Here is a 26993-nt window from a genome sequence, read left to right as displayed (position 1 = left end):
GACAGTCCAGAGGTCCCGTCATGAGCCTGCAGAAAAAGCCTCAGATGGTCGAGGCCGTGGCCTTCTTCGATGAGCGAGGCATCTGCAAGCAGATGCTCTATCCCGAATTCGAGGCCCTGCTCGACAACGTCGTGCAGATGCACGAGTTCGCCGACCGGCAGATGCGCCTGGCCTATGTGCTGATCAACGGGCGCCTGCAGGTCAAGGCGGCGGTGTTCTTCTACCTGGATTTCGACGAGAACGGCGAGGCCGACCGCGGCTGGAACCTGCCGCTGCGCCAGCTCGCCGACCGCGCCGGGCGCGGCCCGGACATGGGCGCCGGGCCGATCCGCCTGGCCTGCCGCAGCCAGTGCCCGGTGTCCTGGCATCAGATGCACCTGTGGGACCCGAGCCTGGTGACGGGCAACAACCACCTGGTGATGCTGCGCGACGCGATCCGGCGCAACCACCTCGGCCTGCTGGTGGAGGAGGAGCCCGTCGCCGTCGAGCCGCAGCGCCTGAAGGTGGCCGCCGAGCACCAGTGGTACGCGACGCCGGCGCAGGACCCGCAGGAGCAGGCCGAGAAGCTGGCCCAGGCGATGCTGGAGGAACATCGGCAGAAGACCGCCGAGCTGCTCGGCCAGCAGGCTTCGCGCCTGTCCAGCCTGAGCCAGCAGCACGAGCAGGAGCTGCAGCGCCTGCGCCTGGGCGCCGAGGAACAGGTCAAGGTGCTGCAGGCCGAACTGGCCGCGCTGCGCGAGGGGCTCAAGCGCGAGGAAGAGATCAATGCCGGCCTGCGCCGCGAGCTGGATGAGCGGGTGGACGGCTTCCAGCGCGGCCGCGAGGAACTGACCGCGCAACTGCGCAGCATCGAGCAGCAGGGGCGCGTGGAACTGGAAGAGCTGCGCACGCAGTTCGAGGGCGAGGCCGATGCGAAGGTCGCGGCGGTGATCGCCCAGTACAAGGAACAGCTGGCGCTGCGCGATGCCGAACTGAGCTACCGCAACGAACTGGACCGCCAGTTGCAGCAGGACAACGAGGCCCTGCGCCGCGAGCTGGCCGCCCAGGCGGCGCGGGCGCAGAGCGATGCGCTGCTGGAGAAGCTGACCTCGCTCGGGGTGATCTTCGTCGTCTATCATCCCGGCGCCGGGCACCTGACCATTCCGCTGCAGGACATCCCGCGCTACCAGGAAAACCCCATGGCCTACGCCGCCGCCAAATGCTTCGTCTCCGAAGCCCAGTATTGCCAGTGGCTGGCCCACTACCAGCAGCCGACCTGCGACGGCCGCCTGTCCAACGGCGAACGTTGCGCGCTGCCGGTCGACCGGGTGGATACCCCGGGCCGCTTCGTCGACGGCGACAGCAACTGCTGCGCCCGGCACAAGACCAGCGGCGGCCTGCGTGGCGTGACCGCGGGCTAGGTGGCTGCCCTGCGATTCCCAGACTGGCGCCCGCTACCTCCCTTGCAACAGCTGCGCCTCGACTGGCTGGAACAAGCTGGCGTCGAGCTGGCGCTGTTGCGCCTGGACCTGGTCGACGAGCGGGTGTCCGGCAACAAGTGGTTCAAGCTGGCGCCCTACCTGCGCCAGGCCGCCGAACAGGGCCTGGAAGGCCTGATCAGCCTGGGCGGCGCCCATTCCAACCACCTGCACGCCCTGGCCGCCGCCGGCCAGCGCTTCGGCTTCGCCACCGTCGGCCTGCTGCGCGGAAACGAGCAGGACACGCCCACGGTGCGCGATCTGCGCGCCTGGGGCATGCAACTGCACTGGCTCGGCTACGCCGGCTACCGCGAGCGTCATGCCGAAGGCTTCTGGGCGCCCTGGCGCGAACGCTACCCGCGCCTGCTGGCGGTGGACGAGGGCGGCGGCGGTTTGCCCGGCGCGCTGGGTTGCGCGCCGTTGGTGGAACAGTTGGGTGAGCAATTGCCGGGCATCGGCTGGAGCGGCTACGACCAGCTCTGGGCCGCCTGTGGCACTGGCACCACCCTGGCCGGGCTGGTGCTGGGCGAGCAGGGCGCGCACCCGCTGATCGGCGCCCTGGCGGTGCCGCCTGGCCATGGCGTGGAAGCCATGCTGCCGCGGCTGCTGGCCGAGGCGGGGTACGAAGACGCCGGTTATCGTCTGCTGGACGCCAGCCGCGGCGGTTTCGGCAAGGTGGATGCCGGGCTGGTGCGCTTCATGGCCGATTTCGAGGCGGCCACTGGCGTGCCGCTGGAGCCGCTGTACACCGGCAAGCTGCTGCTGGCCCTGCATGACGAAGTAAGCGCCGGGCGGGTGCCCCGCGGCAGCCGCCTGGTCGCAGTGCACAGCGGCGGCCTGCAGGGTAGGCGGGCGATGGAAGAGCGTTTGCGGCGATTGCCGTAGGGTATTCGTTCGCGTCGGACGGATATATCGGCGCGGATCGCGGATGAGATCCGCTCCTACGCTAACCCACCCTCATCATTCCCAGGCATGTAGGAGCGCGCCCTGCGCGCGAAATCGCGGGCAGGGCCCGCTCCTACAGGTGTAGGCCGTACCCCTCGTCACTGGATTCCCGCGTTCGCGGGAATGATGGGGGATAGATAGGTGTATCAGGATTGACTCCAGATTCTCCGGCAACTCAGGACAGCCCCCTCTCCCTTCAGGGAGAGGGTTGGGGAGAGGGCGCTCTCCACCCATCCTACGGAACTACCCTGCCGCTCCAGGGCAACCGTCAATGGGCATACCCGTTATGCACCCGCGGCCACTGGTCGCCGACCAGGAACAGCCTTTCTGCCTCGTGCCACTCCCCCTGTTGTTCCTCCAGGCGCACCAGCAACTGCGGGAAGGCATCCGCCGGCAACTGCGCCAGCCAGGCATCGAAGCGTTCCGGCGCCCAGCTCTGCTCGGCGGTCTTGCGCGCCGGAGCCAGCCATTCGCTGCGTGGCAGCGGCTGCCAGCGCCCCGTGCCCTGGGCGCGGTACAGCGGCCAGTGACTGCGGTGCAGCCAGGAGCCGCTCAGGTGTTCGGGGTTGGCGCCCTCCGGCGCCGCGCACTCGCCGGGCCAGGGGTAGAACAGGTAGCCGCCCAGCCAGAGCGCGGCTTGCACCGGGGCGCTGCTGAATCCGGCGATCAGGGCGCGGCCGTGCGGGGTGGAGGAGAGCGGTAGCTGGTGCTCGCGCAGGTGGCGCAGCTTGTTCGCCAGGCGGTCTTCGGCGCCGGGGCCGAGCCAGTCTTCCGGGCCTTCGCGGCTGGGGCCCAGGTAGAGTTTGATGGCCAGCTCCAGGTGGTGCAGGCCGTCGTCGTCCTCCAGCAGCAGGTCCAGCTCGCCCAGGGTGTGGCCGTTGTCGCGCACCGCCAGGTTGGCGCCGAGCAGGCGCAGGTCCGGAGCCTGTTGCAGGGCGAACTGCCAGAGGCGCTCGTAGTAGCGGCCCAGGCGTTGCTGCGGCGAACGCTGCAACCAGGCCTGCAGCGATTCGCTGTGCCTTTCCTGTTCGCGCAGCCAGCCGCCCAGCAGCCGCGGCTCGGCCAGCCAGCGGCTCGCCGCCAGCGGATGACGCAGGGGCAGGGCGCCAGCATCCAGCAGGGGTTCGCCGAGCAGCGTCCAGGCGAGGTCGCGTACCGCGGGTTGGCGCAGTTCGGCTAGCAGCTCATCGAGCAGGTAGGCGGTCGACTTCATCCGTGCAGCCTAGCCGAACGCCCGCGCTGGTGCGCGGGTTTGCCGCTGTTCGGGGGTTTCCCCCATAATTCCGGGCACTACCCGCTCGCACCCGCCGCCTGGAGTCTCATGGAATCCTTTCGCAACATCGGCATCATCGGCCGCCTCGGCAGCACCCAGGTGCTGGAAACCATCCGCCGGCTGAAGCGCTTCCTGACCGAGCGGCACCTGCACGTGATCCTCGAGGACACCATCGCCGAAGTGCTGCCCGGCCACGGCCTGCAGACCTGCTCGCGGAAGATCATGGGCGAGATCTGCGACCTGGTCGTCGTCGTCGGCGGCGACGGCAGCATGCTCGGCGCGGCGCGCGCGCTGGCCCGGCACAAGGTGCCGGTGCTGGGCATCAACCGCGGCAGCCTGGGCTTCCTCACCGACATCCGCCCGGACGAGCTGGAAACCAAGGTGGACGAGGTGCTCGGCGGCCAGTACATCGTCGAAAGCCGCTTCCTGCTCGACGCCCAGGTGCGCCGCCATGGCGAATCCATCGGCCAGGGCGACGCGCTCAACGACGTGGTGCTGCACCCCGGCAAGTCGACGCGGATGATCGAGTTCGAGCTGCACATCGACGGCCAGTTCGTCTGCAGCCAGAAGGCCGACGGCCTGATCGTCGCCACGCCCACCGGCTCCACTGCCTACTCGCTGTCCGCCGGCGGCCCGATCATGCATCCGAAGCTGGACGCCATCGTCATAGTGCCGATGTACCCGCACACCCTGTCCAGCCGGCCGATCGTGGTCGACGGCAACAGCGAGCTGAAGATAGTGGTGTCGCCGAACATGCAGATCTACCCGCAGGTCTCCTGCGACGGGCAGAACCACTTCACCTGCGCGCCGGGCGACATGGTCACGGTGAGCAAGAAGCCGCAGAAGCTGCGCCTGATCCACCCGATCGACCACAACTACTACGAGGTCTGCCGGACCAAGCTCGGCTGGGGCAGCCGGCTGGGGAGCAGCGAGTGAGCGAACTCGACCCGGGCCGTGGCTACGACCTGATCGGCGACGTCCACGGCTGCGCACACACCCTCGACCGCCTGCTGGAGCGGCTGGGCTACCAGTTGCACGGCGGCGTCTGGCGCCACCCGCGGCGCCAGGCGCTGTTCCTCGGCGACATCGTCGACCGCGGCCCGCGCATCCGCGAGGCCCTGCACCGGGTGCACGACATGGTCGCCGCCGGCGAGGCCCTGTGCATCATGGGCAACCACGAGTACAACCTGCTCGGCTGGTCCACCCCGGCGGCGCCGGGCAGCGGCCGCCAGTACCTGCGCGAGCACACCCCGCGGCACGCGCGGCTGATCCAGGAAACCCTCGACCAGTTCGAGGGCCATCCCGGCGACTGGCGCGACTTCCTCGGCTGGTTCCGGCGCCTGCCGCTGTTCCTCGACGCCGGGCGCTTCCGCATGGTCCACGCCTGCTGGGACAACGAGCTGATCGATTCGCTGCGCCGGCAGTTCCCCGACGGGCGCATCGACGAGGCCTTCCTGCAGTCCTCCGCCGAGCACGGCAGCTTCGCCTACCAGGTATGCAACCGCCTGCTGCGTGGCACCGACATGCGTCTGCCCAACGGCATGACCCTGACCGGCAGCGACGGCTTCACCCGCGCGTTCTTCCGCACCAAGTTCTGGGAAGAGGACCGCGAGCCGGAGACCTACGGCGACATCGTCTTCCAGCCCGACGCGCTGCCCGACGAGGTGGCCGCCGAGCGCCTGAGCGCCGAGCAGAAGTCCAGCCTGCTGAGCTACGGCGCCGACGAGCCGTTGCTGTTCGTCGGCCACTACTGGCGTCGCGGCACGCCGGCGCCGATCCGCCCGAACCTGGCCTGCCTGGACTACAGCGCGGTCATGTACGGCAAGCTGGTGGCCTACCGGCTGGACCAGGAAACGCGCCTGCAGCGCGACAAGTTCGTCTGGGTGGACGTGAAGCGTCCGGGAGAGGATGAGTGAGCGCGGTAGTGGCCATGCGCCTGCCCCTGGCGGCGGACCTCGCCGGTTTCGTCGGCCTGCTGCAACGCCTGAATCTGCCCTTCCGGGTCAGCGAGGAGGCCGGCGAACAGGTGCTCTGGGTGCCGGACGAAAGCCTGGCCGAGCAGGTGCGCGACCTCTACCGGCGCTACCCGCAGGGCGACCCCGAACTGGCTTCCAATACCTTGCCGCAGCGCCGCGGCCCGGGCTTCCTGGCCCAGGTGCGGGCCAGCAAGGTGACCGCCGCGGTGCTGCTGGTGACCTTCGCGGTCGCCGCCCTGACCCTGCTCGGCGGCAACCCGGACACCCTGCGCTGGTTCACCTTCCAGGACTTCCAGCTGGTCGGTAGCGACCGGGTGCTGTTCCAGCCGCTGGCCGAGGGCCTGGCGGCGGGGCAGTGGTGGCGCCTGTTCACGCCCATGCTGATCCACTTCGGCTGGCTGCACCTGGCGATGAACGCCATGTGGTACTGGGAACTGGGCCGGCGCATCGAGTACCGCCAGGGCGGCGTCATGTTGCTGGGCCTGAGCCTGGGCTTCGGCCTGGTGTCCAACGTCGTGCAGTACCTGGCCTCCGGGCCGAGCCTGTTCGGCGGCCTGTCCGGCGTGCTCTACGGCCTGCTCGGGCACTGCTGGATCTTCCAGCTGCTGGCGCCGACCCCGGCCTACCGCCTGCCGAAGGGCGTGGTGGCGATGATGCTGATCTGGCTGCTGGTGTGCCTGTCCGGCGTCATCGACCTGCTGGGCTTCGGCTCCATCGCCAACGGCGCCCACGTCGGCGGGCTGGCGATCGGCTGCCTGACCGGCGCGCTGGGCGGCATGCTGGCGCGCGGGCGCCAGGCCTGATCCTTGGCGCCGTAGGATGGCGTTGAGCGAAGCGATACCCATCGCCGCAACATCCAATTCATCACCGGCACCAGGGTTATCGGTTTCCCGCATGACCGCGAGCAGGCCGGCGGCCACGGCCAACCGGCGTATAACGCGGAGCGTTATACGCCCTACGCCGATGCCACCGTTTGACCTCTGTTCGTGCGCCAGGCCGCCCGGCCCGGTAGAATGCCGGTTTTGCCCCCAGCAGGAGCCGGCCCCATGTCGTCCTTCGCCGAAACCATCGAGAACATCACCCCGGAAATCTACGAGAGCCTCAAGCTCGCCGTGGAGATCGGCAAGTGGCCGGACGGCCGCAAGCTCACCCAGGAGCAGAAGGAGCTGTGCCTGCAGGCGATGATCGCCTGGGAGCTGCAGAACCTACCCGAGGACCAGCGCACCGGCTACATGGGCCCGCAGGAGTGCGAGTCCCACGCCGAGCCGATCCCCAACATCCTCTTCTCGTCCAATTCGCTGCACTGATGGCCGGGCTTTGATGGAAGAGCTAGGACGCGGCGCCCTGAGCAAGATGTCGGCGCGCCTTGAAAGCCCCGTGCAGTACGCCTTCCGCCTCGGCGAGGAGGAAATCGCGGTCAATCCGCTGATCGGCAGGACCCTGCGCCTGGAATACCTGGGCGCCATCCACTGCTGCCATTGCGGGCGCAAGACGAAGAAGAGCTTCAGCCAGGGCTACTGCTACCCCTGCTTCACCAAGCTGGCGCAGTGCGACAGTTGCATCGTCAGCCCTGAAAAGTGCCACTACGACGAGGGCACCTGCCGCGAGCCGGCGTGGGGCGAGCGCTTCTGCATGACCGACCACGTGGTCTACCTGGCCAACTCCTCGGGCGTGAAGGTGGGCATCACCCGCGCCACCCAGGTGCCGACGCGCTGGATCGACCAGGGCGCGCGCCAGGCGTTGCCGATCCTGCGGGTGGCCACGCGCCAGCAGTCCGGGCTGGTGGAAGACCTGCTGCGCAGCCAGGTGGCCGACCGCACCAACTGGCGCGCCCTGCTCAAGGGCGAGGCCGAGCCGCTGGACCTGGCGGCCATCCGCGAGCAGCTGTTCGACCACTGCGCCGAGGGCCTGCGCGAGCTGCAGCAGCGCTTCGGCCTGCAGGCCATCCAGCCGGTGAGCGACATCGAGCCGATCGAAATCCGCTACCCGGTGGAGGCCTACCTGGCCAAGATCACCAGCTTCGATCTGGACAAGACGCCGGTGGTGGAGGGTACCCTGCAAGGCATCAAGGGCCAGTACCTGATCTTCGACACCGGCGTCATCAATATCCGTAAGTACACAGCTTATCAGCTAGCCATCAGCTATAAGCCTCAAGCGGCAAGCTGAGCCGGCGAACCACGAACTTGCGGCTTGAAGCTCGAAGCTTGAAGCTGCCCGGAGGGCCACATGCGCACCGATCAACCGAAAGTCATCTACCTCAAGGACTACCAGGCGCCCGAGTACCTGATCGACGAGACCAACCTGACCTTCGAGCTGTACGAGGACCACACCCTGGTCCACGCGCAACTGGTCATGCGGCGCAACCCCGAGCGCGGCGAGGGCCTGCCGCCGCTGGTGCTCGACGGCCAGCAGCTGGAGCTGCAATGGGTGGCCCTGGACGACCGCGTGCTTGATGAGGGCGACTACCAGCTGGACGAGAACCACCTGACCCTGCAGCCGACCGCGAAACAGTTCACCGTCGACAGCACCGTGCGCATCCACCCGGAGAAGAACACCGCCCTGGAGGGCCTGTACAAGTCCGGCAAGATGTTCTGCACCCAGTGCGAGGCCGAGGGCTTCCGCAAGATCACCTATTACCTCGACCGCCCGGACGTGATGAGCAGCTTCACCACCACCGTCTCGGCCGAGCAGCACAAGTACCCGGTGCTGCTGTCCAACGGCAACCCGGTGGCCAGCGGTTCGGAAGAGGATGGGCGGCACTGGGCCACCTGGCAGGACCCGTTCAAGAAGCCGGCCTACCTGTTCGCCCTGGTCGCCGGTGACCTCTGGGCGGTGGAAGACACCTACACCACCCTGAGCGAGCGCGAAGTCGCCCTGCGCATCTACGTCGAGCCGGAGAACATCGACAAGTGCCAGCACGCCATGGACAGCCTGAAGAAGGCCATGCGCTGGGACGAGAAGGTCTACGGCCGCGAGTACGACCTGGACATCTTCATGATCGTCGCGGTCAACGACTTCAACATGGGCGCCATGGAGAACAAGGGGCTCAACATCTTCAACTCCAGCTGCGTGCTGGCCAAGGCCGAGACCGCCACCGACGCCGCGCACCAGCGCGTCGAGGGCGTGGTGGCCCACGAATACTTCCACAACTGGTCGGGCAACCGCGTGACCTGCCGCGACTGGTTCCAGCTGTCGCTCAAGGAAGGCTTCACCGTGTTCCGCGACAGCGAGTTCTCCGCCGACATGAACTCGCGCACCGTCAAGCGCGTGGAGGACGTGGCCTTCCTGCGCACCAACCAGTTCGCCGAGGACGCCGGCCCCATGGCCCACCCGGTGCGCCCGGACTCCTTCATCGAGATTTCCAACTTCTACACCCTGACCGTCTACGAGAAGGGTTCGGAAGTGGTGCGCATGATCCACACCCTGCTCGGCGCCGAGGGCTTCCGCAAGGGCACCGACCTGTACTTCGAACGCCATGACGGCCAGGCGGTGACCTGCGACGACTTCGTCAAGGCCATGGAAGACGCCAACGGCGTCGACCTGACGCAGTTCAAGCGCTGGTACAGCCAGGCCGGCACCCCGCGCCTGGCGGTGGAGGAAAGCTACGACGCCGCCGCCCAGAGCTACACCCTGACCTTCCGCCAGAGCTGCCCGCCGACCCCGGGCCAGAAGGACAAGCAGCCCTTCGTCATCCCGGTGGAAATGGGCCTGCTCGACCACCTGGGCAACCCGCTGCCGCTGCGCCTGGCCGGCGAGGAACACGCCCACGGCAGCAACCGCGTGCTGCAGGTGACCGAGGCCGAGCAATCCTTCACCTTCGTCGGCCTGGCCGAGAAGCCGCTGCCGTCGCTGCTGCGCGGCTTCTCCGCGCCGGTGAAGCTGAGCTTCCCCTACGACCGCGACCAGCTGATGTTCCTCATGCAGTACGACGAGGACGGCTTCAACCGCTGGGAAGCCGGCCAGCAGCTGTCGGTGCAGGTGCTCCAGGAGCTGATCGACCAGCACCAGCGCGGCGAGCAGCTGGTGCTCGACGAGCGCCTGATCGCTGCCTTCCACACCCTGCTGCAGGACAACGCCCTGGACCAGGCGATGGTCGCCGAGATGCTCTCGCTGCCCAGCGAGGCCTACCTCACGGAGCTGAGCGAAGTGGCCGACGTCGAGGCCATCCACGCCGCCCGCGAATTCGCCCGCAAGCGCATCGCCGAGGCCCTGCGCGAGCCGCTGTGGCAGCGTTACCAGGCCAACCGCGAAGCCTCGCGCAAGACGCCGTACCTGGCCGAGGCCGAGCACATCGCCCGGCGCAGCCTGCAGAACATCGCGCTGTCCTACCTGATGCTGGTGGGCGGCGACGAAGTGCTGGCGGCCTGCCTCGAGCAGTACGAGGCCTGCGATAACATGACCGAACGCCTGACCGCCCTGGCGGTGCTGGTCAACTCGCCATACGACGACGAGAAGGCCAAGGGCCTGCAGATGTTCGCCGACTACTTCAAGGACAACCCGCTGGTGATGGACCAGTGGTTCAGCGTTCAGGCCGGCTGCACCCTGCCCGGCGGCCTGGAGCGCGTGCAGGCACTGATGGGCCACCCGGCCTTCACCCTGAAGAACCCGAACAAGATCCGCGCCCTGATCGGCGCCTTCGCCAACCAGAACCTGGTCAACTTCCACCGCGCCGACGGGGCGAGCTACCGCTTCCTGGCCGACCAGGTGATCACCCTCAACGCGCTCAACCCGCAGATCGCCTCGCGCCTGCTGGCGCCGCTGACCCGCTGGCGCAAATACGCCCCGGCGCGCCAGGCCCTGATGCGCGCCGAGCTGGAGCGCATCCTGGCCTCCGGCGAGCTGTCCAGCGACGTCTACGAGGTGGTCAGCAAGAGCCTCGCCTGACGCCGTTCCCGGCTGACGGAAAAAAGGTGTTATCGGCCCCGCCGGTAACACCTTTTTTTCGCCTGTGGATTTGCGGGCGCAGCGCCGGGACGCTTTTCGTAGGATGGGTTGAGCCTGCGAAACCCATCGGACCATGGCGATGGGTATCGCTTCGCTCAACGCCATCCTACGGCGGTGCTCCTTTTACCATGCAGAAGCAACTGCCTCGCCGCAGCGCCGGGACGCTTTTCGTAGGATGGGTTGAGCCTGCGATACCTATCGGACCATGGTGATGGGTATCGCTTCGCTCAACGCCATCCTACGGCGGTGCTCCTTTTGCCATGCAGAAGCAACTGCCTCGCCGCAGCGTCGCGACGCTTTTCGTAGGATGGGTTGAGCTTGCGATACCCATCGGACCATGGCGATGGGTATCGCTTCGCTCAACGCCATCCTACGGTTCTCCGGACAGCCCCCTCTCCCGCTTGCGGGAGAGGGTTGGGGAGAGGGCGCTCTTAACCTCAACGCACGCAGCCGCCGGCAACCCCCGTTCGCGAGCAAGCTCGCTCCTACGGGAAAGCATCCGCCCGCCGACCGAGCCAAGCTCCCAAGTGTTCCCGCGAGCGTTTCCAGGTACCCGGAAATACCCGGAGTGTTACCGTCGGTATCTTTTTTCCTGTGCGCTGGAGGCCGCGTGGCTACTGGGCTGCAGCTTTCCCTAGTCCTTTCGGATGACTCCCGCTGCGCTTAACAAAAGATAACGTGCCTTTAATTGTCAGGCTGGGCAAAGGCTGGCATATAACGACCACTCCCTATCCGCCTGCAATAAAAACAAAGAGGTAAGGCTATATGCGTGAGCATCTGCGGCACGCCACCGGCGAGCTGTCCGTGCGTTCGTCCGGGCTCTCGGTTTCCGCCACCCCGTCCCCCCTGCGCAAGTCGCTTTCGCTGCTCGGCGCGTTCTCGCTGCTGTGGCTGGCGGCCGCGCCGCTGCATGCCGGCGCGAGCGAAGCCCCGGCCAGCGACACCGATGGCTACGCCATCGCCTCGGCCAAGGCCCCGAGCAGCCTGCTGCTGAGCGTCAGCCACGCCGGCAAGCGCCTGGTGGCGGTCGGCGACCGCGGGCACATCCTCTATTCCGACGACAACGGCAAGACCTGGGCCCAGGCCAAGGTGCCCACCCGCCAGCTGCTGACCGCGGTGTTCTTCGTCAACGACAAGAAGGGCTGGGCGGTCGGCCATGACGCGCAGATCCTCGCCAGCGAGGACGGCGGCGCCACCTGGACGCGCCAGTTCGAAGACCTCAAGCGCGAAGCGCCGCTGCTGGACGTGTGGTTCCAGGACGAGAACCACGGCCTGGCCGTGGGCGCCTACGGCGCCATGCTGGAAACCCACGACGGCGGCAAGAGCTGGGAAGACGTCAGCGAGCGCCTGGACAACGAGGACCAGTTCCACCTCAACGGCATCGCCGCGGTGAAGGATTCCGGCCTGCTGGTGGTGGGCGAATCCGGCAGCCTGTTCCGCTCGAAGGACTGGGGCGCCACCTGGGAAAAACTGCAGGGCCCCTACGAGGGGTCGCTGTTCGGCACCGTCGGCACCGCCCAGCCCGGCACCGTGCTGATCTACGGCCTGCGCGGGCACCTGTTCCGCTCCACCGACTTCGGCGACACCTGGCAACAGGTGGCGCTGCCCATCGCCGGTGACGGCACCCTGGAGTTCGGCCTGGCCGAAGGCTCGCTGCTGCCCGACGGCAGCATCGCCGTGGTCGGCAACAGCGGCAGCGTGCTGGTGAGCAAGGACGACGGGCGCACCTTCAACATCTTCAACCGGCCCGACCGCCTGGCGCTGGCCGGGGTCGGCGCGGCCGGCGACGGCAACCTGGTGCTGGTCGGCCAGGGCGGCATCCACCTGGCTTCGGCGACCGGCGCCGAGCTGACAGAACAACAATGAGCCGGGGAAGCGCTATGAACGCAGTCAACTCGCATCACCAGGACAAGGCGACCCTGCTCGAACGCCTGATCTTCAACAACCGCCCGATCGTTATCATCCTCTGCCTGCTGGCGACCCTGTTCCTCGCCTTCCAGGCGACCCAGGTGCGGCCGTCCACCAGCTTCGAGAAGATGATCCCGCTCAAGCACCCGTTCATCCAGAACATGCTGAGCCACATCAACGACCTCTCCAACCTCGGCAACACCGTGCGTATCTCGGTGGAAGCGGTGAACGGCGACATCTTCACCAAGGAATACATGGACACCCTGCGGCAGATCCATGACGAGGTGTTCTATATCCCCGGCGTCGACCGTTCCGGCCTGAAGTCGCTGTGGAGCCCCAGCGTGCGCTGGACCGAGGTGACGGAAGAGGGCTTCGCCGGCGGCGAGGTCATCCCGCAGACCTACGACGGCTCGGCCAAGGCCCTGGACAAGCTGCGCGACAATGTCCTCAAGTCCGGCCAGATCGGCCGCCTGGTGGCCAACAACTTCAAGTCCAGCATCGTCGACGTGCCGCTGCTGGAGGTCTACCCCGACGCCCAGGACCAGAGCAAGCTGCTGAAGCTGGACTACCGCCAGTTCTCCCATGAGCTGGAAGAGAAGATCCGCGACAAGTACCAGGCGCAGAACCCGAACGTGAAGATCCACATCGTCGGCTTCGCCAAGAAGGTCGGCGACCTGATTGACGGCCTGGTCATGGTGGTGGGCTTCTTCGGCATCTGCTTCGTCATCACCCTGGTGCTGCTGCTGTGGTTCACCAAGTGCGTGCGCTCCACCATCGCCGTGCTCTCCACCACCCTGGTGGCGGTGATCTGGCAGCTCGGCCTGCTGCACACCATCGGCTTCGGGCTGGACCCGTACTCGATGCTGGTGCCCTTCCTGATCTTCGCCATCGGTATTTCCCACGGGGTGCAGAAGATCAACGGCATCGCCCTGCAATCCAGTGACGCGGAAACCCCGCTGCTGGCCGCTCGGCGCACCTTCCGCCAGCTGTTCCTGCCGGGCATGATCGCCATCCTCGCCGACGCCGTGGGCTTCATCACCTTGCTGGTGATCGACATCGGGGTGATCCGCGAACTGGCCATCGGCGCCTCCATCGGTGTGGCGGTGATCGTCTTCACCAACCTGATCCTGCTGCCGGTGGCGATCTCCTATATCGGCATCAGCAAGCGCGCCGTGGAGCGCAGCAAGAAGGACGCCGTGCGCGAGCACCCGTTCTGGCGCCTGCTGTCCAACTTCGCCAGCGCCAAGGTGGCGCCCATCTCCATCCTGATCGCCCTGGTGATGTTCGCCGGCGGCCTCTGGCAGGGCCACCACCTGAAGATCGGCGACCTCGACCAGGGCGCGCCGGAACTGCGCCCGGACTCGCGCTACAACCAGGACAACGACTTCATCATCCGCAACTACTCCACCAGCTCCGACGTGCTGGTGGTGATGGTCGAGTCGGCGGCCGAGGGCTGCTCCAGCCACCAGACGCTGCAGGCCATCGACGAGCTGTCGTGGAAGCTGGAGAACACCGAGGGCGTGCAGTCGGCCATCTCCCTGGTCACCGTGTCCAAGCAGGTGATCAAAGGCATGAACGAGGGCAACCTGAAGTGGGAAACCCTGTCGCGCAACAAGGACGTGCTGAACAACTCCATCAGCCGCGCCGACGGCCTGTACAACAGCGCCTGCTCGCTGGCGCCGCTGCTGGTGTTCCTCAACGACCACAAGGCCGAGACCCTCGACCGCGCCGTGCACGCCGTGCAGGAGTTCGCCAAGGACCACGAGAAGGATGACCTGAAGTTCAAGCTCGCCGCGGGCAACGCCGGCATCGAGGCGGCCACCAACGAGGTGATCAAGCAGTCCGAGCTGATCATCCTGGTGCTGGTGTACATCTGCGTGGCGGTCATGTGCATGATCACCTTCCGCTCCTTCACCGCGACCCTCTGCATCGTCCTGCCGCTGATCCTCACCTCGGTGCTGGGCAACGCGCTGATGGCCACCCTCGGCATCGGCGTGAAGGTGGCGACGCTGCCGGTGATCGCGCTGGGCGTGGGCATCGGCGTGGACTACGGGATCTACATCTACACCCGCCTGGAGACCTTCCTGCGCCAGGGCCTGTCGCTGCAGGAGGCCTACTACGAGACGCTGAAGTCCACCGGCAAGGCCGTGCTGTTCACCGGCCTGTGCCTGGCCATCGGCGTGGCCACCTGGATCTTCTCGGCGATCAAGTTCCAGGCCGACATGGGCCTGATGCTGACCTTCATGCTGCTGTGGAACATGTTCGGCGCGCTCTGGCTGCTGCCGGCCCTGGCCCGCTTCCTGATCAACCCGGAGAAGGTCCGGGCGAAGAAGGCCTCGATCCTGGTCCACTGATCCTGGCGTGACCCAGAAAACCGCGGCTCCGGCCGCGGTTTTTTTTGCCCGTCGGGGCGAGGGCGGGTCCACAGACGGGAAATATCCGAACGTGTAGGAGCGGGCCCTGCCCGCGAATCGCGCGCAGGGCGCGCTCCTACAAGGAAGCGCTGCCGAGGTGCTTTTCGTAGGCGCGAGCTTGCTCGCGAACGGGGTTTGCAGGGAACTTTAGGTGCTGGGCTTTAGAGCGCCCTCTCCCCAACCCTCTCCCGCAAGCGGGAGAGGGGGCTGTCCTGAGCGGCCGGAAAATCCGCAGCCATCCTGATACTCCTGGCTACGTCGCCGCTCCCGCCGTTGGCCTTGGCCGCCCCCCCGGGCTTCGTCGGAAATCCGCGCCACACCTGGCCTCGGCAAAGTTGGAACACTTCCTGCAAATACCCTGTCGGCGCCACTCTCGGCGTCAAAAGTTTGTTGTACCAGGGTAGGGGAGTTCGGGGTGGATCGTACGCAATTGATCGGAACAGTGCGCAGCAACCTGGCCGGCCTGGGCCGTGGCAACCTGGGTGTGCCGCTGCTGCTGCTGGCGATGCTGGGCATGATGACCCTGCCGATCCCGCCGTTCCTGCTGGACGTGCTCTTCACCTTCAACATCGCCCTGTCCATCGTCGTCCTGCTGGTCTGCGTGTACGCCCTGCGCCCGCTGGACTTCGCCGTGTTCCCGACCATCCTGCTGGTCGCCACCCTGCTGCGCCTGGCGCTGAACGTCGCCTCCACCCGCGTGGTGCTGCTCCACGGCCACGACGGCCACGCCGCCGCCGGCAAGGTGATCCAGGCCTTCGGCGAAGTGGTGATCGGCGGCAACTACGTGGTCGGCATCGTGGTCTTCGCCATCCTCATGATCATCAACTTCGTGGTGGTCACCAAGGGCGCCGGGCGGATCTCCGAGGTGAGCGCACGCTTCACCCTGGACGCCATGCCCGGCAAGCAGATGGCCATCGACGCCGACCTCAACGCCGGCCTCATCGAGCAGGCCGAGGCCAAGAAGCGCCGCGCCGAGGTGGCCCAGGAAGCCGACTTCTACGGCTCCATGGACGGTGCCTCGAAATTCGTCCGCGGCGACGCCGTCGCCGGCCTGCTGATCCTCTTCATCAACCTGATCGGCGGCGTCGCCATCGGCGTGATCCAGCACTCCATGTCGTTCGGCGACGCCGGCAAGGTCTACGCCCTGCTGACCATCGGTGACGGCCTGGTGGCGCAGCTGCCGTCGCTGCTGCTGTCCACCGCCGCGGCGATCATGGTGACCCGCGTGTCTTCCTCCGAGGACATGGGCCAGCAGGTCAACCGGCAGATGTTCGCCTCGCCCAAGGCTCTGGCCATCTCCGCCGCCATCCTCATCGCCATGGGCCTGGTCCCGGGCATGCCGCACGTGTCCTTCATCGGCCTCGGCGCCGTGGCCGCCGGCGGCGCCTGGATGATCGTCCAGCGCCAGCGCAAGGCGGCCCAGGCCGAGGTCCAGGAAGCCCAGCGCCAGCAGGAACTGCTGCCGGCCCAGCGCAGCCAGGAAACCAAGGAGCTGGGCTGGGACGACGTGACCCCGGTGGACATGGTCGGCCTGGAGGTCGGCTACCGGCTGATCCCGCTGGTGGACCGCAACCAGGGCGGCCAGCTGCTGGCGCGGATCAAGGGCGTGCGCAAGAAGCTGTCCCAGGACATGGGCTTCCTGATGCCCTCGGTGCACATCCGCGACAACCTCGACCTGCTGCCCAACGCCTATCGTTTGACGCTCATGGGCGTCAGCGTGGCGGAAGCGGAGATCTACCCGGACCGCGAGCTGGCGATCAACCCCGGCCAGGTGTTCGGCACCCTCAACGGCATCGCCGGCAAGGACCCGGCCTTCGGCCTGGAAGCGGTGTGGATCGAGCCCGGCCAGCGCGACCAGGCGCAGTCCCTGGGCTACACCGTGGTGGACGCCAGCACCGTGGTCGCCACCCACCTCAACCAGGTGCTGCACAAGCATGCCCACGAGCTGCTCGGCCACGAGGAAGTCCAGCAACTGCTGCAACTGCTGGCCAAGACCTCGCCGAAGCTGGCGGAAGAACTGGTTCCGGGGCTGATTTCCCTGTCCACCCTGCTCAAGGTCCTGCAGAACCTGCTGCAGGAGCAGGTGCCGGTGCGCGACATCCGCACCATTGCCGAGGCCATCGCCAACGTTGCCGCCAAGAGTCAAGATCCCGCCGCCATGGTGGCAGCGGTACGCGTGGCGCTGAGCCGCGCAATCGTCCAAGGCATTGTGGGACTAGAGCCGGAGCTGCCCGTGATCACCCTGGAACCCAGGTTGGAACAGATCTTGCTCAACAGTATGCAGAAGGCCGGGCAAGGTTCGGAAGACGGCATTCTGCTGGAGCCGGGCATGGCGGAAAAACTGCAACGCTCGCTGGTCGAGACCGCGCAGCGCCAGGAAATGCTCGGCAAGCCGGCGATCCTGCTGGTGGCCGGGCCGATCCGCGCGATGATGTCGCGTTTCGCGCGGATGGCGGTGCCGAGCATGAGCGTGCTGGCCTACCAGGAAATTCCGGATAACAAGCAAGTCACCATCGTCGCCACCGTTGGACAGAACTGAAGGACAGCGCCATGCAGGTTAAACGCTTCTTCGCCGCCGATATGCGTCAGGCCATGAAACTGGTCCGTGACGAGCTGGGCGCGGATGCCGCCATCATCGGCAACCGCCGGGTCGCCGGCGGTGTCGAGCTGACCGCGGCGCTGGACTATCAACCGCCGGCAGCGGCCAGCAAGCCGAACCCGGCGCTGGAGGCCGAGCTGCGCCAGACCCAGGCGCGCATCGCCCAGGCCCGCGCCGAGCTGGACAGCCCGGTGCGCGCCGCCGCCACCGCGCGCAAGGACCGTCAATTGTACGGCGCCGAGCCGGCCAGGCGCCCGAGCCTGGCCGAGGCCATGGCCGCCCCGGCGCCCGCCGCCGCGCCGGCCGCCGTCAGCCAGCAGGCGCTGGACGCCATGCGCTTCGAACTCAACGGCCTGCGCGAACTGCTCGAAGTGCAGCTGGGCTCCATCGCCTGGGGCCAGCTGCAGCACCAGCGTCCGAAGCAGGCCGGCCTGTGGCGCCGCCTGCAGCGCATGGGCCTGCCGGCGGACCTGAGCCGCCAGCTGCTCGAACGCGTGGCCTCCATCGCCGAGCCCAAGCAGGCCTGGCGCATGCTCCTGGCCCACCTGGCGCGCGCCATCCGCACCCCCGACGAAGACCTGCTGGAGCAGGGCGGGGTGATCGCTCTGGTCGGCCCGGCCGGCATGGGCAAGACCACCACCCTGGCCAAGCTGGCGGCGCGCTACGTCCTCAAGTACGGTGCGCACAACCTGGCGCTGGTCAGCATGGACAGCTTCCGCCTGGGCGCCCAGGAGCAGATCAAGTCCCTGGGCCGCATCCTCAACGTGCCGGTGAGCCTGGTCGACCCCGGCCAGTCGCTGCTGCAGGCCATGGCGCCGCTGGCGGGCAAGCGCCTGGTGCTGATCGACACCGCCGGCCTGCCGGCCAGCGACCCGGCGCTGCGCATGCAGCTGGAAGCCCTGGCGGCGCAGAGCCTGAACGTGAAGAATTACCTGGTGCTGGCCGCGACCAGCCAGAGCCAGGTGCTCAAGGCTGCCTTGCACGCCTATCGCAGCTGCGGCCTGGCCGGCTGCATACTGACCAAGCTGGACGAGGCGGGCAGCCTGGGCGAAGCCCTGGCGCTGGCGATAGCACAACGCTTGCCGGTTGCCTATCTGGCGGACGGGCCGCGAATTCCGGATGATCTGCAGGTGGCGCGCGCGCACCAGCTGGTCAGCCGCGCGGTCAGCCTGCAGGCTCCCGAGGAGCCGTGCGAAGACACCATGGCCGGCATGTTCGCCGGCCTCTATCAGCAGCCGGCGCGACACGTCGGCTGACGGATTCCAGGGGCGCCCCCGCACGCGGGGGCGCCAGGCGGATACGGATGCTCGAGCAGATCCGTAAGCGCTGGTGGCGGGAGAGCACCGCGACCGGCAGACCCAGGCGCCAGCCGCGCCGGGGACGATGAAGAGACAAGGTAAGACTATGGGTATGCATCCCGTTCAGGTAATCGCGGTCACCGGTGGCAAGGGTGGCGTCGGCAAGACCAACGTCTCGGTGAACCTGGCGATGGCGCTGGCCGACCTCGGCCGCCGCGTCATGCTGCTAGACGCCGACCTCGGCCTGGCCAACGTCGACGTGCTGCTGGGGCTCTCGCCCAAGCGCACCCTGGCCGACGTCATCGAAGGCGAATGCGACCTGCGTGACGTGATCCTCCAGGGCCCCGGCGGCATCCGCATCGTCCCGGCGGCCTCGGGCACGCAGAGCATGGTGCAGCTCTCGCCCATGCAGCACGCCGGGCTGATCCAGGCCTTCAGCGACATCAGCGAGAACATCGACGTGTTGCTGGTGGACACTGCCGCCGGCATCGGCGATTCGGTGGTCAGCTTCGTCCGCGCGGCCCAGGAAGTGCTGCTGGTCGTCTGCGACGAACCGACCTCGATCACCGATGCCTATGCGCTGATCAAGCTGCTCAACCGCGACTACGGCATGACGCGTTTCCGCGTGCTGGCGAACATGGCGCACAGCCCGCAGGAAGGGCGCAACCTGTTCGCCAAGCTGACCAAGGTCACCGACCGCTTCCTCGACGTGGCGCTGCAGTACGTCGGCGCCATCCCCTACGACGAGTCGGTGCGCAAGGCCGTGCAGAAGCAGCGCTCGGTCTATGAAGCCTTCCCGCGCAGCAAGGCCTCGCTGGCCTTCCGCGCCATCGCCCAGAAAGTCGACAGCTGGCCGCTGCCGGCCAACCCGCGCGGGCACCTGGAGTTCTTCGTGGAGCGCCTGGTGCAGCATCCGACCACGGGTTCGACCGTATGATGAGCGGCTCCGGAGCGCTTATGTACAGCAAGACGCAGGCGCGCAATGCCCAGGAAGAGCTGATCCAGCGCTATGCGCCGCTGGTCAAGCGGATCGCCTACCACCTGCTGGGCCGGCTGCCGGCCAGCGTGCAGGTGGAAGACCTGATGCAGGCCGGAATGATCGGCCTGCTCGAAGCGGCGAAGAAGTACGACCAGGGCAAGGGCGCCAGCTTCGAGACGTATGCCGGCATCCGCATCCGCGGGGCCATGCTCGACGAGGTGCGCAAGGGCGACTGGGCGCCGCGTTCGGTGCACCGCAACACCCGCATGGTGAGTGACGCCATCCGCACCATCGAGGCGCGGACCGGACGCGATGCTAAAGATCAGGAGGTCGCTGCCGAACTCAATATGAGTCTCGACGATTACTACGCGATCCTGAGCGACACCCAGGGCAGCCGCCTGTACAGTTTCGACGACCTGCTGCAGGAAGGCGCCCAGGGCCCGGCGGAAGACACCACGCACCTGGACAACGAGCCCTCCCACGGCCTGGAGGACGAGCGTTTCCAGCAGGCGCTGGCCGACGCCATCACCAAGCTGCCCGAACGCGAGCGCCTGGTGCTGGCGCTGTACTACGACGAGGAGCTGAACCTCAAGGAGATCGGCGAGGTGCTGGGGGTCAGCGAGTCGCGCGTCAGCCAGCTGCACAGCCAGTGCGCCGCGCGCCTGCGGGCCCGGCTTTCGGAGTGGCGGGCACACTGAGCGACCGGTGGGCGCAAGGAAGTAACGGATTTTTCCGGCGGGGCGTATAGAATCCCGTCGGTTCGACACTGCTGGCCCTTTGCTATGAGGGCGGCGAAAAGGGCGGGGCACCCCGCCACCGACAAGCAACACGGCAGGCGCCGCCAAGGCGCCCGCCCAAGGGTATTCAAGGCGCGCCCGCCACGGCGCGCCGGGACTGGACGGAGGCAGGTTTGGACAAGAACATGAAAATTCTCATCGTGGACGACTTCTCCACGATGAGGCGCATCATCAAGAACCTCCTGCGTGACCTGGGGTTCACCAACACCGCGGAAGCCGATGACGGCACCACCGCGCTGCCCATGCTGCACAGCGGCAACTTCGACTTCCTCGTCACCGACTGGAACATGCCCGGCATGACCGGCATCGACCTGTTGCGCGCGGTGCGCGCCGACGAGCGCCTGAAGCACCTGCCGGTGCTGATGGTCACCGCCGAGGCCAAGCGCGACCAGATCATCGAAGCGGCCCAGGCCGGGGTCAACGGCTACGTGGTCAAGCCTTTCACCGCCCAGGTGCTGAAAGAGAAGATCGAGAAGATATTCGAGCGGGTCGGCGGCTGAAGCCGACCAAGAGGGCGTCATGGATCTCGTCAACGAATCCAAGGGGGGCGACTTCGAGTCGACCCTGAAGAAACACGCGCGCGAATTGGTCGAGAGCCTGGAGCGCGGCGAAGTGCAGCAGGCCGTGCAGCTCATCCAGGAGCTCAACGAAGCCCGCGACCGCGGCCTCTACCAGGAGGTCGGCAAGCTCACCCGCGAGCTGCACAACGCCATCGTCAATTTCCAGATCGACCCGCGCTCGCGCCACGCCGAGGAAATGTCGCAGATCGCCGACGCCACCGACCGCCTGTCGTACGTGGTGCAGATGACCGAGAAAGCGGCCAACCGCACCATGGACCTGGTGGAAGAGTGCACGCCGCTGGTCGGCCACATCGAGGGCGAGGCCAAGGAGCTGCAGGAACAGTGGTCGCGCTTCATGCGCCGCGAGCTGGGCCCGGAGGCCTTCCGCGAGCTGGCCAAGCGCGTCGAGGCCTTCCTCTACAGTAGCGCCCAGGACAGCCGCAAGCTCTCCGCGCACCTGAACGACATCCTGCTGGCGCAGGACTTCCAGGACCTCACCGGGCAGGTGATCAAGCGCGTCACCAGGCTGGTCACCGAGGTGGAGAGCAACCTGGTCAAGCTGGTCTGGATGGCCGGGCAGGTGGATCGCTACGCCGGCATCGAGCACGACCACGAGGGCCTGCGCACGGCGGTGGAAAAAGAAAGATCGTCCAAGGGTGAAGGTCCGCAGGTTGCTGCCGATAAGAGAGTGGACGTCGTATCCGGTCAGGACGATGTCGATGACCTGTTGTCCAGCCTTGGTTTTTGAGGTGTGTGAACACACCGTGGGGAGCACCGAATGAGCTTCGACGCCGATGATGAGATCCTCCAGGACTTTCTGGTGGAGGCCGGCGAGATTCTCGAGCAACTGTCCGAGCAACTCGTCGAGCTGGAAAGCCGGCCCGACGACATGGACCTGCTCAATGCCATCTTCCGTGGTTTCCACACCGTCAAGGGCGGCGCCGGCTTCCTCCAGCTGAACGCCCTGGTGGAGTGCTGCCACATCGCGGAGAACGTCTTCGACATCCTGCGCAAGGGCGAACGCCGCGTCACCTCCGAGCTGATGGACGTGGTCCTGCAGGCGCTGGATACGGTCAACGTCATGTTCGCCCAGGTCCGCGACCAGGAAGAGCCGACCCCGGCCACCCCGGAGCTGCTCGCTGCGCTGGCGCGCCTGGCCGAGCCGGGCGACGACGACGCCGTCGAAGCCGCGCCCCAGGAACAGGAAGAAGCCGCTGCGCCGCAGCCCGCCGCCGAGCCGGCCGCCTATGGCGACATCACCGACGCCGAATTCGAGCAACTGCTCGACGCCCTGCAGCCGGGCAGCCAGGCCGCGCCGGCCGAACAGCCGCCGCAGGCTGAAGCGCCACAGGCCGAGGCCGCCGGCGCCGGCGACGAGATCACCGACGACGAATTCGAAGCGCTGCTCGACCAGTTGCATGGCAAGGGCCAGTTCAGCGGCGCCAGCAGCCTGCCGGAAGAGCCGGCCGCCGCGCCCGCTCCGGCCGAAGCGCCGGCCGCTGGCGACGAGATCACCGACGACGAGTTCGAAGCGCTGCTCGACCAGCTGCACGGCAAGGGCAAGTTCGGCGGTGCGGCGGAAGAACCCGCCGCGCCGGTCGCCTCCGCTGCGCCGGCCGAAGCCGAGGCGCCCGCCGGCGGCGACAACATCACCGACGACGAATTCGAAGCGCTGCTCGACCAACTGCACGGCAAGGGCAAGTTCAGTGCCGACGCCGCTTCCACGCCGGCCCCGCAAGCCGCCCCCGCGCCGGCCAAGGCCGTCGAGCCGGCTGCCGTGGCCAAGCCCAAGCCCGCGCCCAAGCCGGCCGCCAAGCCTGCGGACAGCCCGCGCCCGGCCGCGGCTCCCGCGCCGGCCCACGAAAAGAGCGCCAGCGAGGCAGAAACCACGGTGCGCGTGGACACCGCGCGCCTGGACGAGATCATGAACATGGTCGGCGAGCTGGTGCTGGTGCGTAACCGCCTGGTGCGCCTGGGCAGCAACAGCGGCGACGAAGCCATGTCCAAGGCCGTGGCCAACCTCGACGTGGTCACCGCCGACCTGCAGATGTCGGTGATGAAGACGCGCATGCAGCCGATCAAGAAGGTCTTCGGACGCTTCCCGCGGCTGGTGCGCGACCTGGCGCGCAACCTGAAGAAAGAGATCAACCTGGAGCTGGTGGGCGAGGAGACCGACCTGGACAAGAACCTGGTCGAGGCCCTGGCCGACCCGCTGGTGCACTTGGTGCGCAACGCCGTGGACCACGGCATCGAGTCGCCCGAGGAGCGCGAGGCCGCCGGCAAGGCGCGTGGCGGCCGGGTGGTGCTGTCCGCCGAGCAGGAGGGCGACCACATCCTGCTGTCGATCTCCGACGACGGCAAGGGCATGGACCCGGACATCCTCCGCGCCAAGGCGGTGGAGAAGGGCCTGCTGGACAAGGACGCCGCCGAGCGCCTGAGCGAGTCCGACTGCTACAACCTGATCTTCGCCCCGGGCTTCTCGACCAAGACCGAGATTTCCGACGTGTCCGGCCGCGGCGTCGGCATGGACGTGGTGAAGACCAAGATTTCCCAGCTCAACGGCATCATCAACATCTACTCGGCCAAGGGCCAGGGCTCGAAGATCGTCATCAAGGTGCCGCTGACCCTGGCGATCATGCCGACGCTGATGGTGATGCTGGGCGACCAGGCCTTCGCCTTCCCGCTGGTCAACGTCAACGAGATCTTCCACCTCGACCTGTCGCGCACCAACGTGGTCGACGGCCAGGAGGTGGTGATCGTCCGCGACAAGGCCCTGCCGCTGTTCTACCTCAAGCGCTGGCTGGTGCCGGGCGCCGAGTGCGACGAATCCAGCGAGGGCCACGTGGTGATCATCTCGGTGGGCACCCAGCGCATCGGCTTCGTGGTCGACCAGTTGGTGGGCCAGGAAGAAGTGGTGATCAAGCCCCTGGGCAAGATGCTCCAGGGCACCCCCGGCATGGCCGGGGCGACCATCACCGGCGACGGGCGCATCGCGTTGATCCTCGATGTGCCGAGCATGCTCAAGCGCTACGCGCGGCGTATCTGATCCGGCGCGCGGGGACGCCCGCGCGCCCGCAAGGCTTTAATCAGGAGTGTTTATGGCTGTCAAAGTCCTGGTAGTGGACGATTCGGGATTCTTCCGCCGCCGCGTCTCGGAGATTCTTTCCGCCGACCCGCAGATCCAGGTGGTCGGCACGGCCACCAACGGCCGCGAGGCGATCGAGCAGGCGCTGGCGCTCAAGCCCGACGTCATCACCATGGACTACGAGATGCCGCTGATGGACGGCATCACCGCGGTGCGCAACATCATGCAGCGCTGCCCGACGCCGGTCCTGATGTTCTCCTCGCTGACCCACGAAGGCGCCCGCGTCACCCTCGACGCCCTGGACGCCGGCGCGGTGGACTACCTGCCGAAGAACTTCGAGGACATCTCGCGCACCCCCGAGAAGGTGCGCCAACTGCTCTGCGAGAAGGTCCACAGCATCGCCCGCGCCAACCGCCGCTATGCCTCGGTCCTCAGCGCGCCGAGCAGCAGCGCCAGCGCCCCGGCGCCGGCCAGCGCCGCGCCGCGCGCCTCCACACAGCCGGCGCCTGCCTCGGCCCCGGCGGCCTCCGCCGCGCCAAAGCGTAAGCCCTACCGGCTGGTCGCCATCGGTACTTCCACCGGTGGGCCGGTAGCCTTGCAGCGGGTGCTGACCCAACTGCCGGCCAACTTCCCCGCGCCGCTGGTGCTCATCCAGCACATGCCGGCGGCCTTCACCAAGGCCTTCGCCGAGCGCCTGGACAAGCTCTGCAAGATCAGCGTCAAGGAAGCCGAGGACGGCGACCACCTGCGCCCCGGCCTGGCCCTGCTGGCGCCCGGCGGCAAGCAGATGATGATCGACTCGCGCGGGGTGGTGCGCATCCTCCCCGGCGACGAGCGCCTGAACTACAAGCCCTGCGTCGACGTCACCTTCGGCTCGGCGTCCAAGGCCTACGGCGACAAGGTCCTGGCGGTGGTGCTCACCGGCATGGGCGCCGACGGCCGCGAGGGCGCGCGCATGCTCAAGCAGAGCGGCAGCCAGGTGTGGGCCCAGGACGAGGCCAGCTGCGTGATCTACGGCATGCCCATGGCCATTGCCAAGGCCGGCCTGGCCGACGCCGTGTACAGCCTCGACGACATCGGCCGGCACCTCTCCGAGGCCTGTGGCTGATGGATGTGCTGAGCCTGGTCGGCCTGATCCTCGCGCTGGTCGCCATCATCGGCGGCAACTTCCTCGAGGGTGGGCACATCGGCGCCCTGGCCAACGGCCCGGCGGCGCTCATCGTGGTCGGCGGCACCCTGGCCGCGGCCCTGGTGCAGACCCCGGTGCTGGTGCTCAAGCGCGCCCTGAGCCTGCTGCGCTGGATAGTGCTGCCACCGAAGGTCGACCTGGCCGGCGGCATCAACCGCGTGGTGGGCTGGAGCATGACCGCGCGCAAGGAAGGCCTGCTGGGCCTGGAGACCATCGCCGACGCCGAGCCCGACCCCTACGCCCGCAAGGGCCTGCAGCTGCTGGTGGACGGCGTGGAGCCGGAGGCCATCCGCAGCATCCTCGAAGTCGACCTGTTCAACCAGGAAGGCCGCGACCTGCAGGCCGCCAAGGTGTTCGAGGCCATGGGCGGCTATGCGCCGACCATCGGCATCATCGGCGCGGTCATGGGCCTGATCCACGTGATGGGCAACCTGGCCGACCCCAGCCAGCTGGGCAACGGCATCGCCGTGGCCTTCGTCGCCACCATCTACGGCGTGGGCATGGCCAACCTGCTGCTGCTGCCGGTGGGCAACAAGCTCAAGAGCCTGGTGCTGCGCCAGTCCAGCTACCGCGAGATGCTCATGGAAGGCCTGCTGTCCATCGCCGAGGGCGAGAACCCGCGCTCCATCGAACTGAAGCTGCAAGGCTTCGTCGGCTGAGGGGCGCTGCGCCATGGCCCGTCGACCGCCCCGCGAGGAGCACGAGAATCACGAGCGCTGGCTGGTGTCCTACGCGGACTTCATCACCCTGCTGTTCGCCTTCTTCGTGGTCATGTACTCCATCTCCTCGATCAACGAGGGCAAGTACAAGATCCTCTCCGAGACGCTGACCGGCGTGTTCAACCAGCCGGACCGTTCGATCAAGCCGATCCCGGTGGGCGACGACCGCCCGCGCACCACCCAGCAGCCCAACGACGCCATGCAGCAGGGCGGCGACGACAACGTCGACGGCGACCCGCTGACGCAGATCGCCGACGCCGTGCGCGAGCAGTTCGGCGACCTGATCGGCAGCGACCAGTTGAGCGTGCGCGGCAACGAACTGTGGATCGAGATCACCCTCAACTCCAGCCTGCTGTTCCCCAGCGGCGACGCCATGCCGGCGGACGCCGCCTTCGGCATCGTCGAGAAGGTCGCCAGGATTCTGGCGCCCTACCAGAACCCCATCCACGTCGAGGGCTTCACCGACAACGTGCCCATTCACAACGCCCAGTATCCCACCAACTGGGAGTTGTCCACGGCGCGGGCAGCGAGCATAGTCCGCCTGCTGGCCCAGGACGGCGTCGCCCCCTCGCGCCTGGCCGCGGTGGGCTACGGCGAGTTCCAGCCGGTGGCGGACAACGCCAGCGCCGAGGGCCGCGCGCGCAACCGCCGGGTGGTGCTGGTGATCTCCCGCAACCTGGAAGTGCGCCGCAGCGTGAGCGGCGTGGGCAGCGCCAAGGCGCAGCCCGACGGCGCCCTGCGCCAGGCTGGCACGCAACCTGCACCGGTGGCTGCCAGTGGTGCGCCCGCGGCCGGCGGCGTCAATTCCCCGCCGCCGGCGCCTGGAAGCTGAGAAAGATGAAGTATATGA

The 26993-nt window shown here is 67.5% G+C and carries 21 protein-coding genes; 20 read left to right on the top strand and 1 reads right to left on the bottom strand.

The features are described 5' to 3' along the window. Window positions 1–20 precede the first annotated feature (20 nt). Together PM1_RS21530 and PM1_RS21525 are read left to right on the top strand one after the other, a co-directional pair. The gene (locus PM1_RS21530) at window positions 21–1400 is read left to right on the top strand and encodes a chromosome segregation ATPase (protein WP_009621078.1); all 1380 of its coding nucleotides are present in this window, start codon (window positions 21–23) and stop codon (window positions 1398–1400) included. A gap of 42 nt (window positions 1401–1442) precedes the next feature. Then, window positions 1443–2342: a 1-aminocyclopropane-1-carboxylate deaminase/D-cysteine desulfhydrase gene (locus PM1_RS21525; protein WP_009621079.1), complete on the top strand. Its 900-nt coding sequence runs from the start codon at window positions 1443–1445 to the stop codon at window positions 2340–2342. Window positions 2343–2670: 328 nt separating this feature from the next. On the opposite strand, the gene PM1_RS21520 is transcribed toward PM1_RS21525, so the two are convergent. After that, the gene (locus tag PM1_RS21520) at window positions 2671–3615 is read right to left on the bottom strand and encodes a DUF1853 family protein (RefSeq protein WP_009621080.1); all 945 of its coding nucleotides are present in this window, start codon (window positions 3613–3615) and stop codon (window positions 2671–2673) included. Window positions 3616–3723: 108 nt separating this feature from the next. Here PM1_RS21520 and PM1_RS21515 point away from each other — a divergent pair, with 108 nt between their 5' ends. The 18 genes from PM1_RS21515 to motD all read left to right on the top strand — a co-directional run bounded on the left by PM1_RS21515 (window position 3724) and on the right by motD (window position 26975). Continuing rightward, window positions 3724–4611, top strand: a complete 888-nt coding sequence (locus PM1_RS21515; RefSeq protein WP_009621081.1) for an NAD(+) kinase — start codon at window positions 3724–3726, stop codon at window positions 4609–4611. Then, window positions 4608–5591: a metallophosphoesterase gene (locus PM1_RS21510; RefSeq protein WP_009621082.1), complete on the top strand. Its 984-nt coding sequence runs from the start codon at window positions 4608–4610 to the stop codon at window positions 5589–5591. Before PM1_RS21515 ends, PM1_RS21510 begins: the two co-directional genes overlap by 4 nt. Beyond that, entirely contained in the window at window positions 5588–6454 is an 867-nt protein-coding gene (locus PM1_RS21505; RefSeq protein ID WP_009621083.1) for a rhomboid family intramembrane serine protease, read from the top strand. The genes PM1_RS21510 and PM1_RS21505 overlap by 4 nt, the downstream gene beginning before the upstream one ends. Before the next feature lie 243 nt (window positions 6455–6697). Then, a complete protein-coding gene (locus PM1_RS21500) occupies window positions 6698–6958 on the top strand; it encodes a YeaC family protein (RefSeq protein ID WP_009621084.1) in 261 nt (86 codons plus the stop codon). Between the two features lie 13 nt (window positions 6959–6971). After that, window positions 6972–7817 carry a DUF2797 domain-containing protein gene (locus PM1_RS21495; RefSeq protein WP_009621085.1) on the top strand — a complete coding sequence of 282 codons (846 nt, stop codon included), beginning with the start codon at window positions 6972–6974 and terminating at the stop codon, window positions 7815–7817. 60 nt (window positions 7818–7877) lie between these two features. Further along, window positions 7878–10535 (top strand): aminopeptidase N, encoded by a 2658-nt coding sequence (gene pepN / locus PM1_RS21490; protein WP_009621086.1) that lies wholly within the window; start codon window positions 7878–7880, stop codon window positions 10533–10535. A gap of 825 nt (window positions 10536–11360) precedes the next feature. Beyond that, window positions 11361–12461 (top strand): YCF48-related protein, encoded by a 1101-nt coding sequence (locus tag PM1_RS21485; protein ID WP_009621087.1) that lies wholly within the window; start codon window positions 11361–11363, stop codon window positions 12459–12461. A 14-nt stretch (window positions 12462–12475) separates the two neighbouring features. Next, entirely contained in the window at window positions 12476–14857 is a 2382-nt protein-coding gene (locus tag PM1_RS21480; RefSeq protein WP_009621088.1) for an efflux RND transporter permease subunit, read from the top strand. A 475-nt stretch (window positions 14858–15332) separates the two neighbouring features. Beyond that, entirely contained in the window at window positions 15333–17456 is a 2124-nt protein-coding gene (flhA, locus tag PM1_RS21475) for a flagellar biosynthesis protein FlhA (protein WP_009621090.1), read from the top strand. A gap of 11 nt (window positions 17457–17467) precedes the next feature. Continuing rightward, window positions 17468–18772, top strand: coding sequence for a flagellar biosynthesis protein FlhF (flhF, locus tag PM1_RS21470; protein WP_009621092.1), 1305 nt, complete (start codon window positions 17468–17470; stop codon window positions 18770–18772). A 127-nt stretch (window positions 18773–18899) separates the two neighbouring features. Then, on the top strand, window positions 18900–19751 hold the full coding sequence (gene fleN, locus PM1_RS21465) for a flagellar synthesis regulator FleN (protein WP_370311049.1): 852 nt from the start codon (window positions 18900–18902) through the stop codon (window positions 19749–19751). Further along, complete coding sequence (gene fliA / locus PM1_RS21460; RefSeq protein WP_043267440.1) at window positions 19748–20491, top strand: RNA polymerase sigma factor FliA; 744 nt, start codon at window positions 19748–19750, stop codon at window positions 20489–20491. Before fleN ends, fliA begins: the two co-directional genes overlap by 4 nt. A 224-nt stretch (window positions 20492–20715) precedes the next feature. Then, entirely contained in the window at window positions 20716–21090 is a 375-nt protein-coding gene (locus PM1_RS21455) for a chemotaxis response regulator CheY (RefSeq protein WP_009621098.1), read from the top strand. A gap of 19 nt (window positions 21091–21109) precedes the next feature. Continuing rightward, on the top strand, window positions 21110–21898 hold the full coding sequence (locus tag PM1_RS21450; RefSeq protein ID WP_009621100.1) for a protein phosphatase CheZ: 789 nt from the start codon (window positions 21110–21112) through the stop codon (window positions 21896–21898). A 30-nt stretch (window positions 21899–21928) separates the two neighbouring features. After that, entirely contained in the window at window positions 21929–24196 is a 2268-nt protein-coding gene (locus PM1_RS21445; protein ID WP_009621102.1) for a chemotaxis protein CheA, read from the top strand. Window positions 24197–24248: 52 nt separating this feature from the next. Further along, window positions 24249–25343, top strand: a complete 1095-nt coding sequence (locus PM1_RS21440) for a protein-glutamate methylesterase/protein-glutamine glutaminase (protein WP_009621104.1) — start codon at window positions 24249–24251, stop codon at window positions 25341–25343. After that, window positions 25343–26083: a flagellar motor protein gene (locus tag PM1_RS21435; RefSeq protein ID WP_009621106.1), complete on the top strand. Its 741-nt coding sequence runs from the start codon at window positions 25343–25345 to the stop codon at window positions 26081–26083. Before PM1_RS21440 ends, PM1_RS21435 begins: the two co-directional genes overlap by 1 nt. Before the next feature lie 13 nt (window positions 26084–26096). Then, window positions 26097–26975 (top strand): flagellar motor protein MotD, encoded by an 879-nt coding sequence (gene motD, locus PM1_RS21430; protein WP_009621107.1) that lies wholly within the window; start codon window positions 26097–26099, stop codon window positions 26973–26975. Window positions 26976–26993 lie beyond the last annotated feature (18 nt).

This window comes from Pseudomonas sp. M1, assembly GCF_022760135.1.
In the GTDB taxonomy this organism is placed as follows: domain Bacteria; phylum Pseudomonadota; class Gammaproteobacteria; order Pseudomonadales; family Pseudomonadaceae; genus Pseudomonas; species Pseudomonas citronellolis.
The sequence above is the reverse complement of the archived record's forward strand: the minus strand, read 5'-3'. Positions and strand labels throughout refer to the sequence as shown.

What these genes read in the sequence shown, in the direction of transcription:
- PM1_RS21530 (WP_009621078.1), top strand. Translation starts at nt 21, where the DNA reads ATGAGCCTGCAGAAAAAGCCTCAGATGGTCGAGGCCGTGGCCTTCTTC.
- PM1_RS21515 (WP_009621081.1), top strand. Translation starts at nt 3,724, where the DNA reads ATGGAATCCTTTCGCAACATCGGCATCATCGGCCGCCTCGGCAGCACC.
- fleN (WP_370311049.1), top strand. Translation starts at nt 18,900, where the DNA reads ATGAAGAGACAAGGTAAGACTATGGGTATGCATCCCGTTCAGGTAATC.
- PM1_RS21485 (WP_009621087.1), top strand. Translation starts at nt 11,361, where the DNA reads ATGCGTGAGCATCTGCGGCACGCCACCGGCGAGCTGTCCGTGCGTTCG.
- PM1_RS21435 (WP_009621106.1), top strand. Translation starts at nt 25,343, where the DNA reads ATGGATGTGCTGAGCCTGGTCGGCCTGATCCTCGCGCTGGTCGCCATC.
- flhF (WP_009621092.1), top strand. Translation starts at nt 17,468, where the DNA reads ATGCAGGTTAAACGCTTCTTCGCCGCCGATATGCGTCAGGCCATGAAA.
- PM1_RS21445 (WP_009621102.1), top strand. Translation starts at nt 21,929, where the DNA reads ATGAGCTTCGACGCCGATGATGAGATCCTCCAGGACTTTCTGGTGGAG.
- PM1_RS21480 (WP_009621088.1), top strand. Translation starts at nt 12,476, where the DNA reads ATGAACGCAGTCAACTCGCATCACCAGGACAAGGCGACCCTGCTCGAA.
- PM1_RS21500 (WP_009621084.1), top strand. Translation starts at nt 6,698, where the DNA reads ATGTCGTCCTTCGCCGAAACCATCGAGAACATCACCCCGGAAATCTAC.
- PM1_RS21520 (WP_009621080.1), bottom strand. Translation starts at nt 3,615, where the DNA reads ATGAAGTCGACCGCCTACCTGCTCGATGAGCTGCTAGCCGAACTGCGC.
- motD (WP_009621107.1), top strand. Translation starts at nt 26,097, where the DNA reads ATGGCCCGTCGACCGCCCCGCGAGGAGCACGAGAATCACGAGCGCTGG.
- pepN (WP_009621086.1), top strand. Translation starts at nt 7,878, where the DNA reads ATGCGCACCGATCAACCGAAAGTCATCTACCTCAAGGACTACCAGGCG.
- PM1_RS21450 (WP_009621100.1), top strand. Translation starts at nt 21,110, where the DNA reads ATGGATCTCGTCAACGAATCCAAGGGGGGCGACTTCGAGTCGACCCTG.
- PM1_RS21455 (WP_009621098.1), top strand. Translation starts at nt 20,716, where the DNA reads ATGAAAATTCTCATCGTGGACGACTTCTCCACGATGAGGCGCATCATC.
- fliA (WP_043267440.1), top strand. Translation starts at nt 19,748, where the DNA reads ATGATGAGCGGCTCCGGAGCGCTTATGTACAGCAAGACGCAGGCGCGC.
- PM1_RS21495 (WP_009621085.1), top strand. Translation starts at nt 6,972, where the DNA reads ATGGAAGAGCTAGGACGCGGCGCCCTGAGCAAGATGTCGGCGCGCCTT.
- PM1_RS21440 (WP_009621104.1), top strand. Translation starts at nt 24,249, where the DNA reads ATGGCTGTCAAAGTCCTGGTAGTGGACGATTCGGGATTCTTCCGCCGC.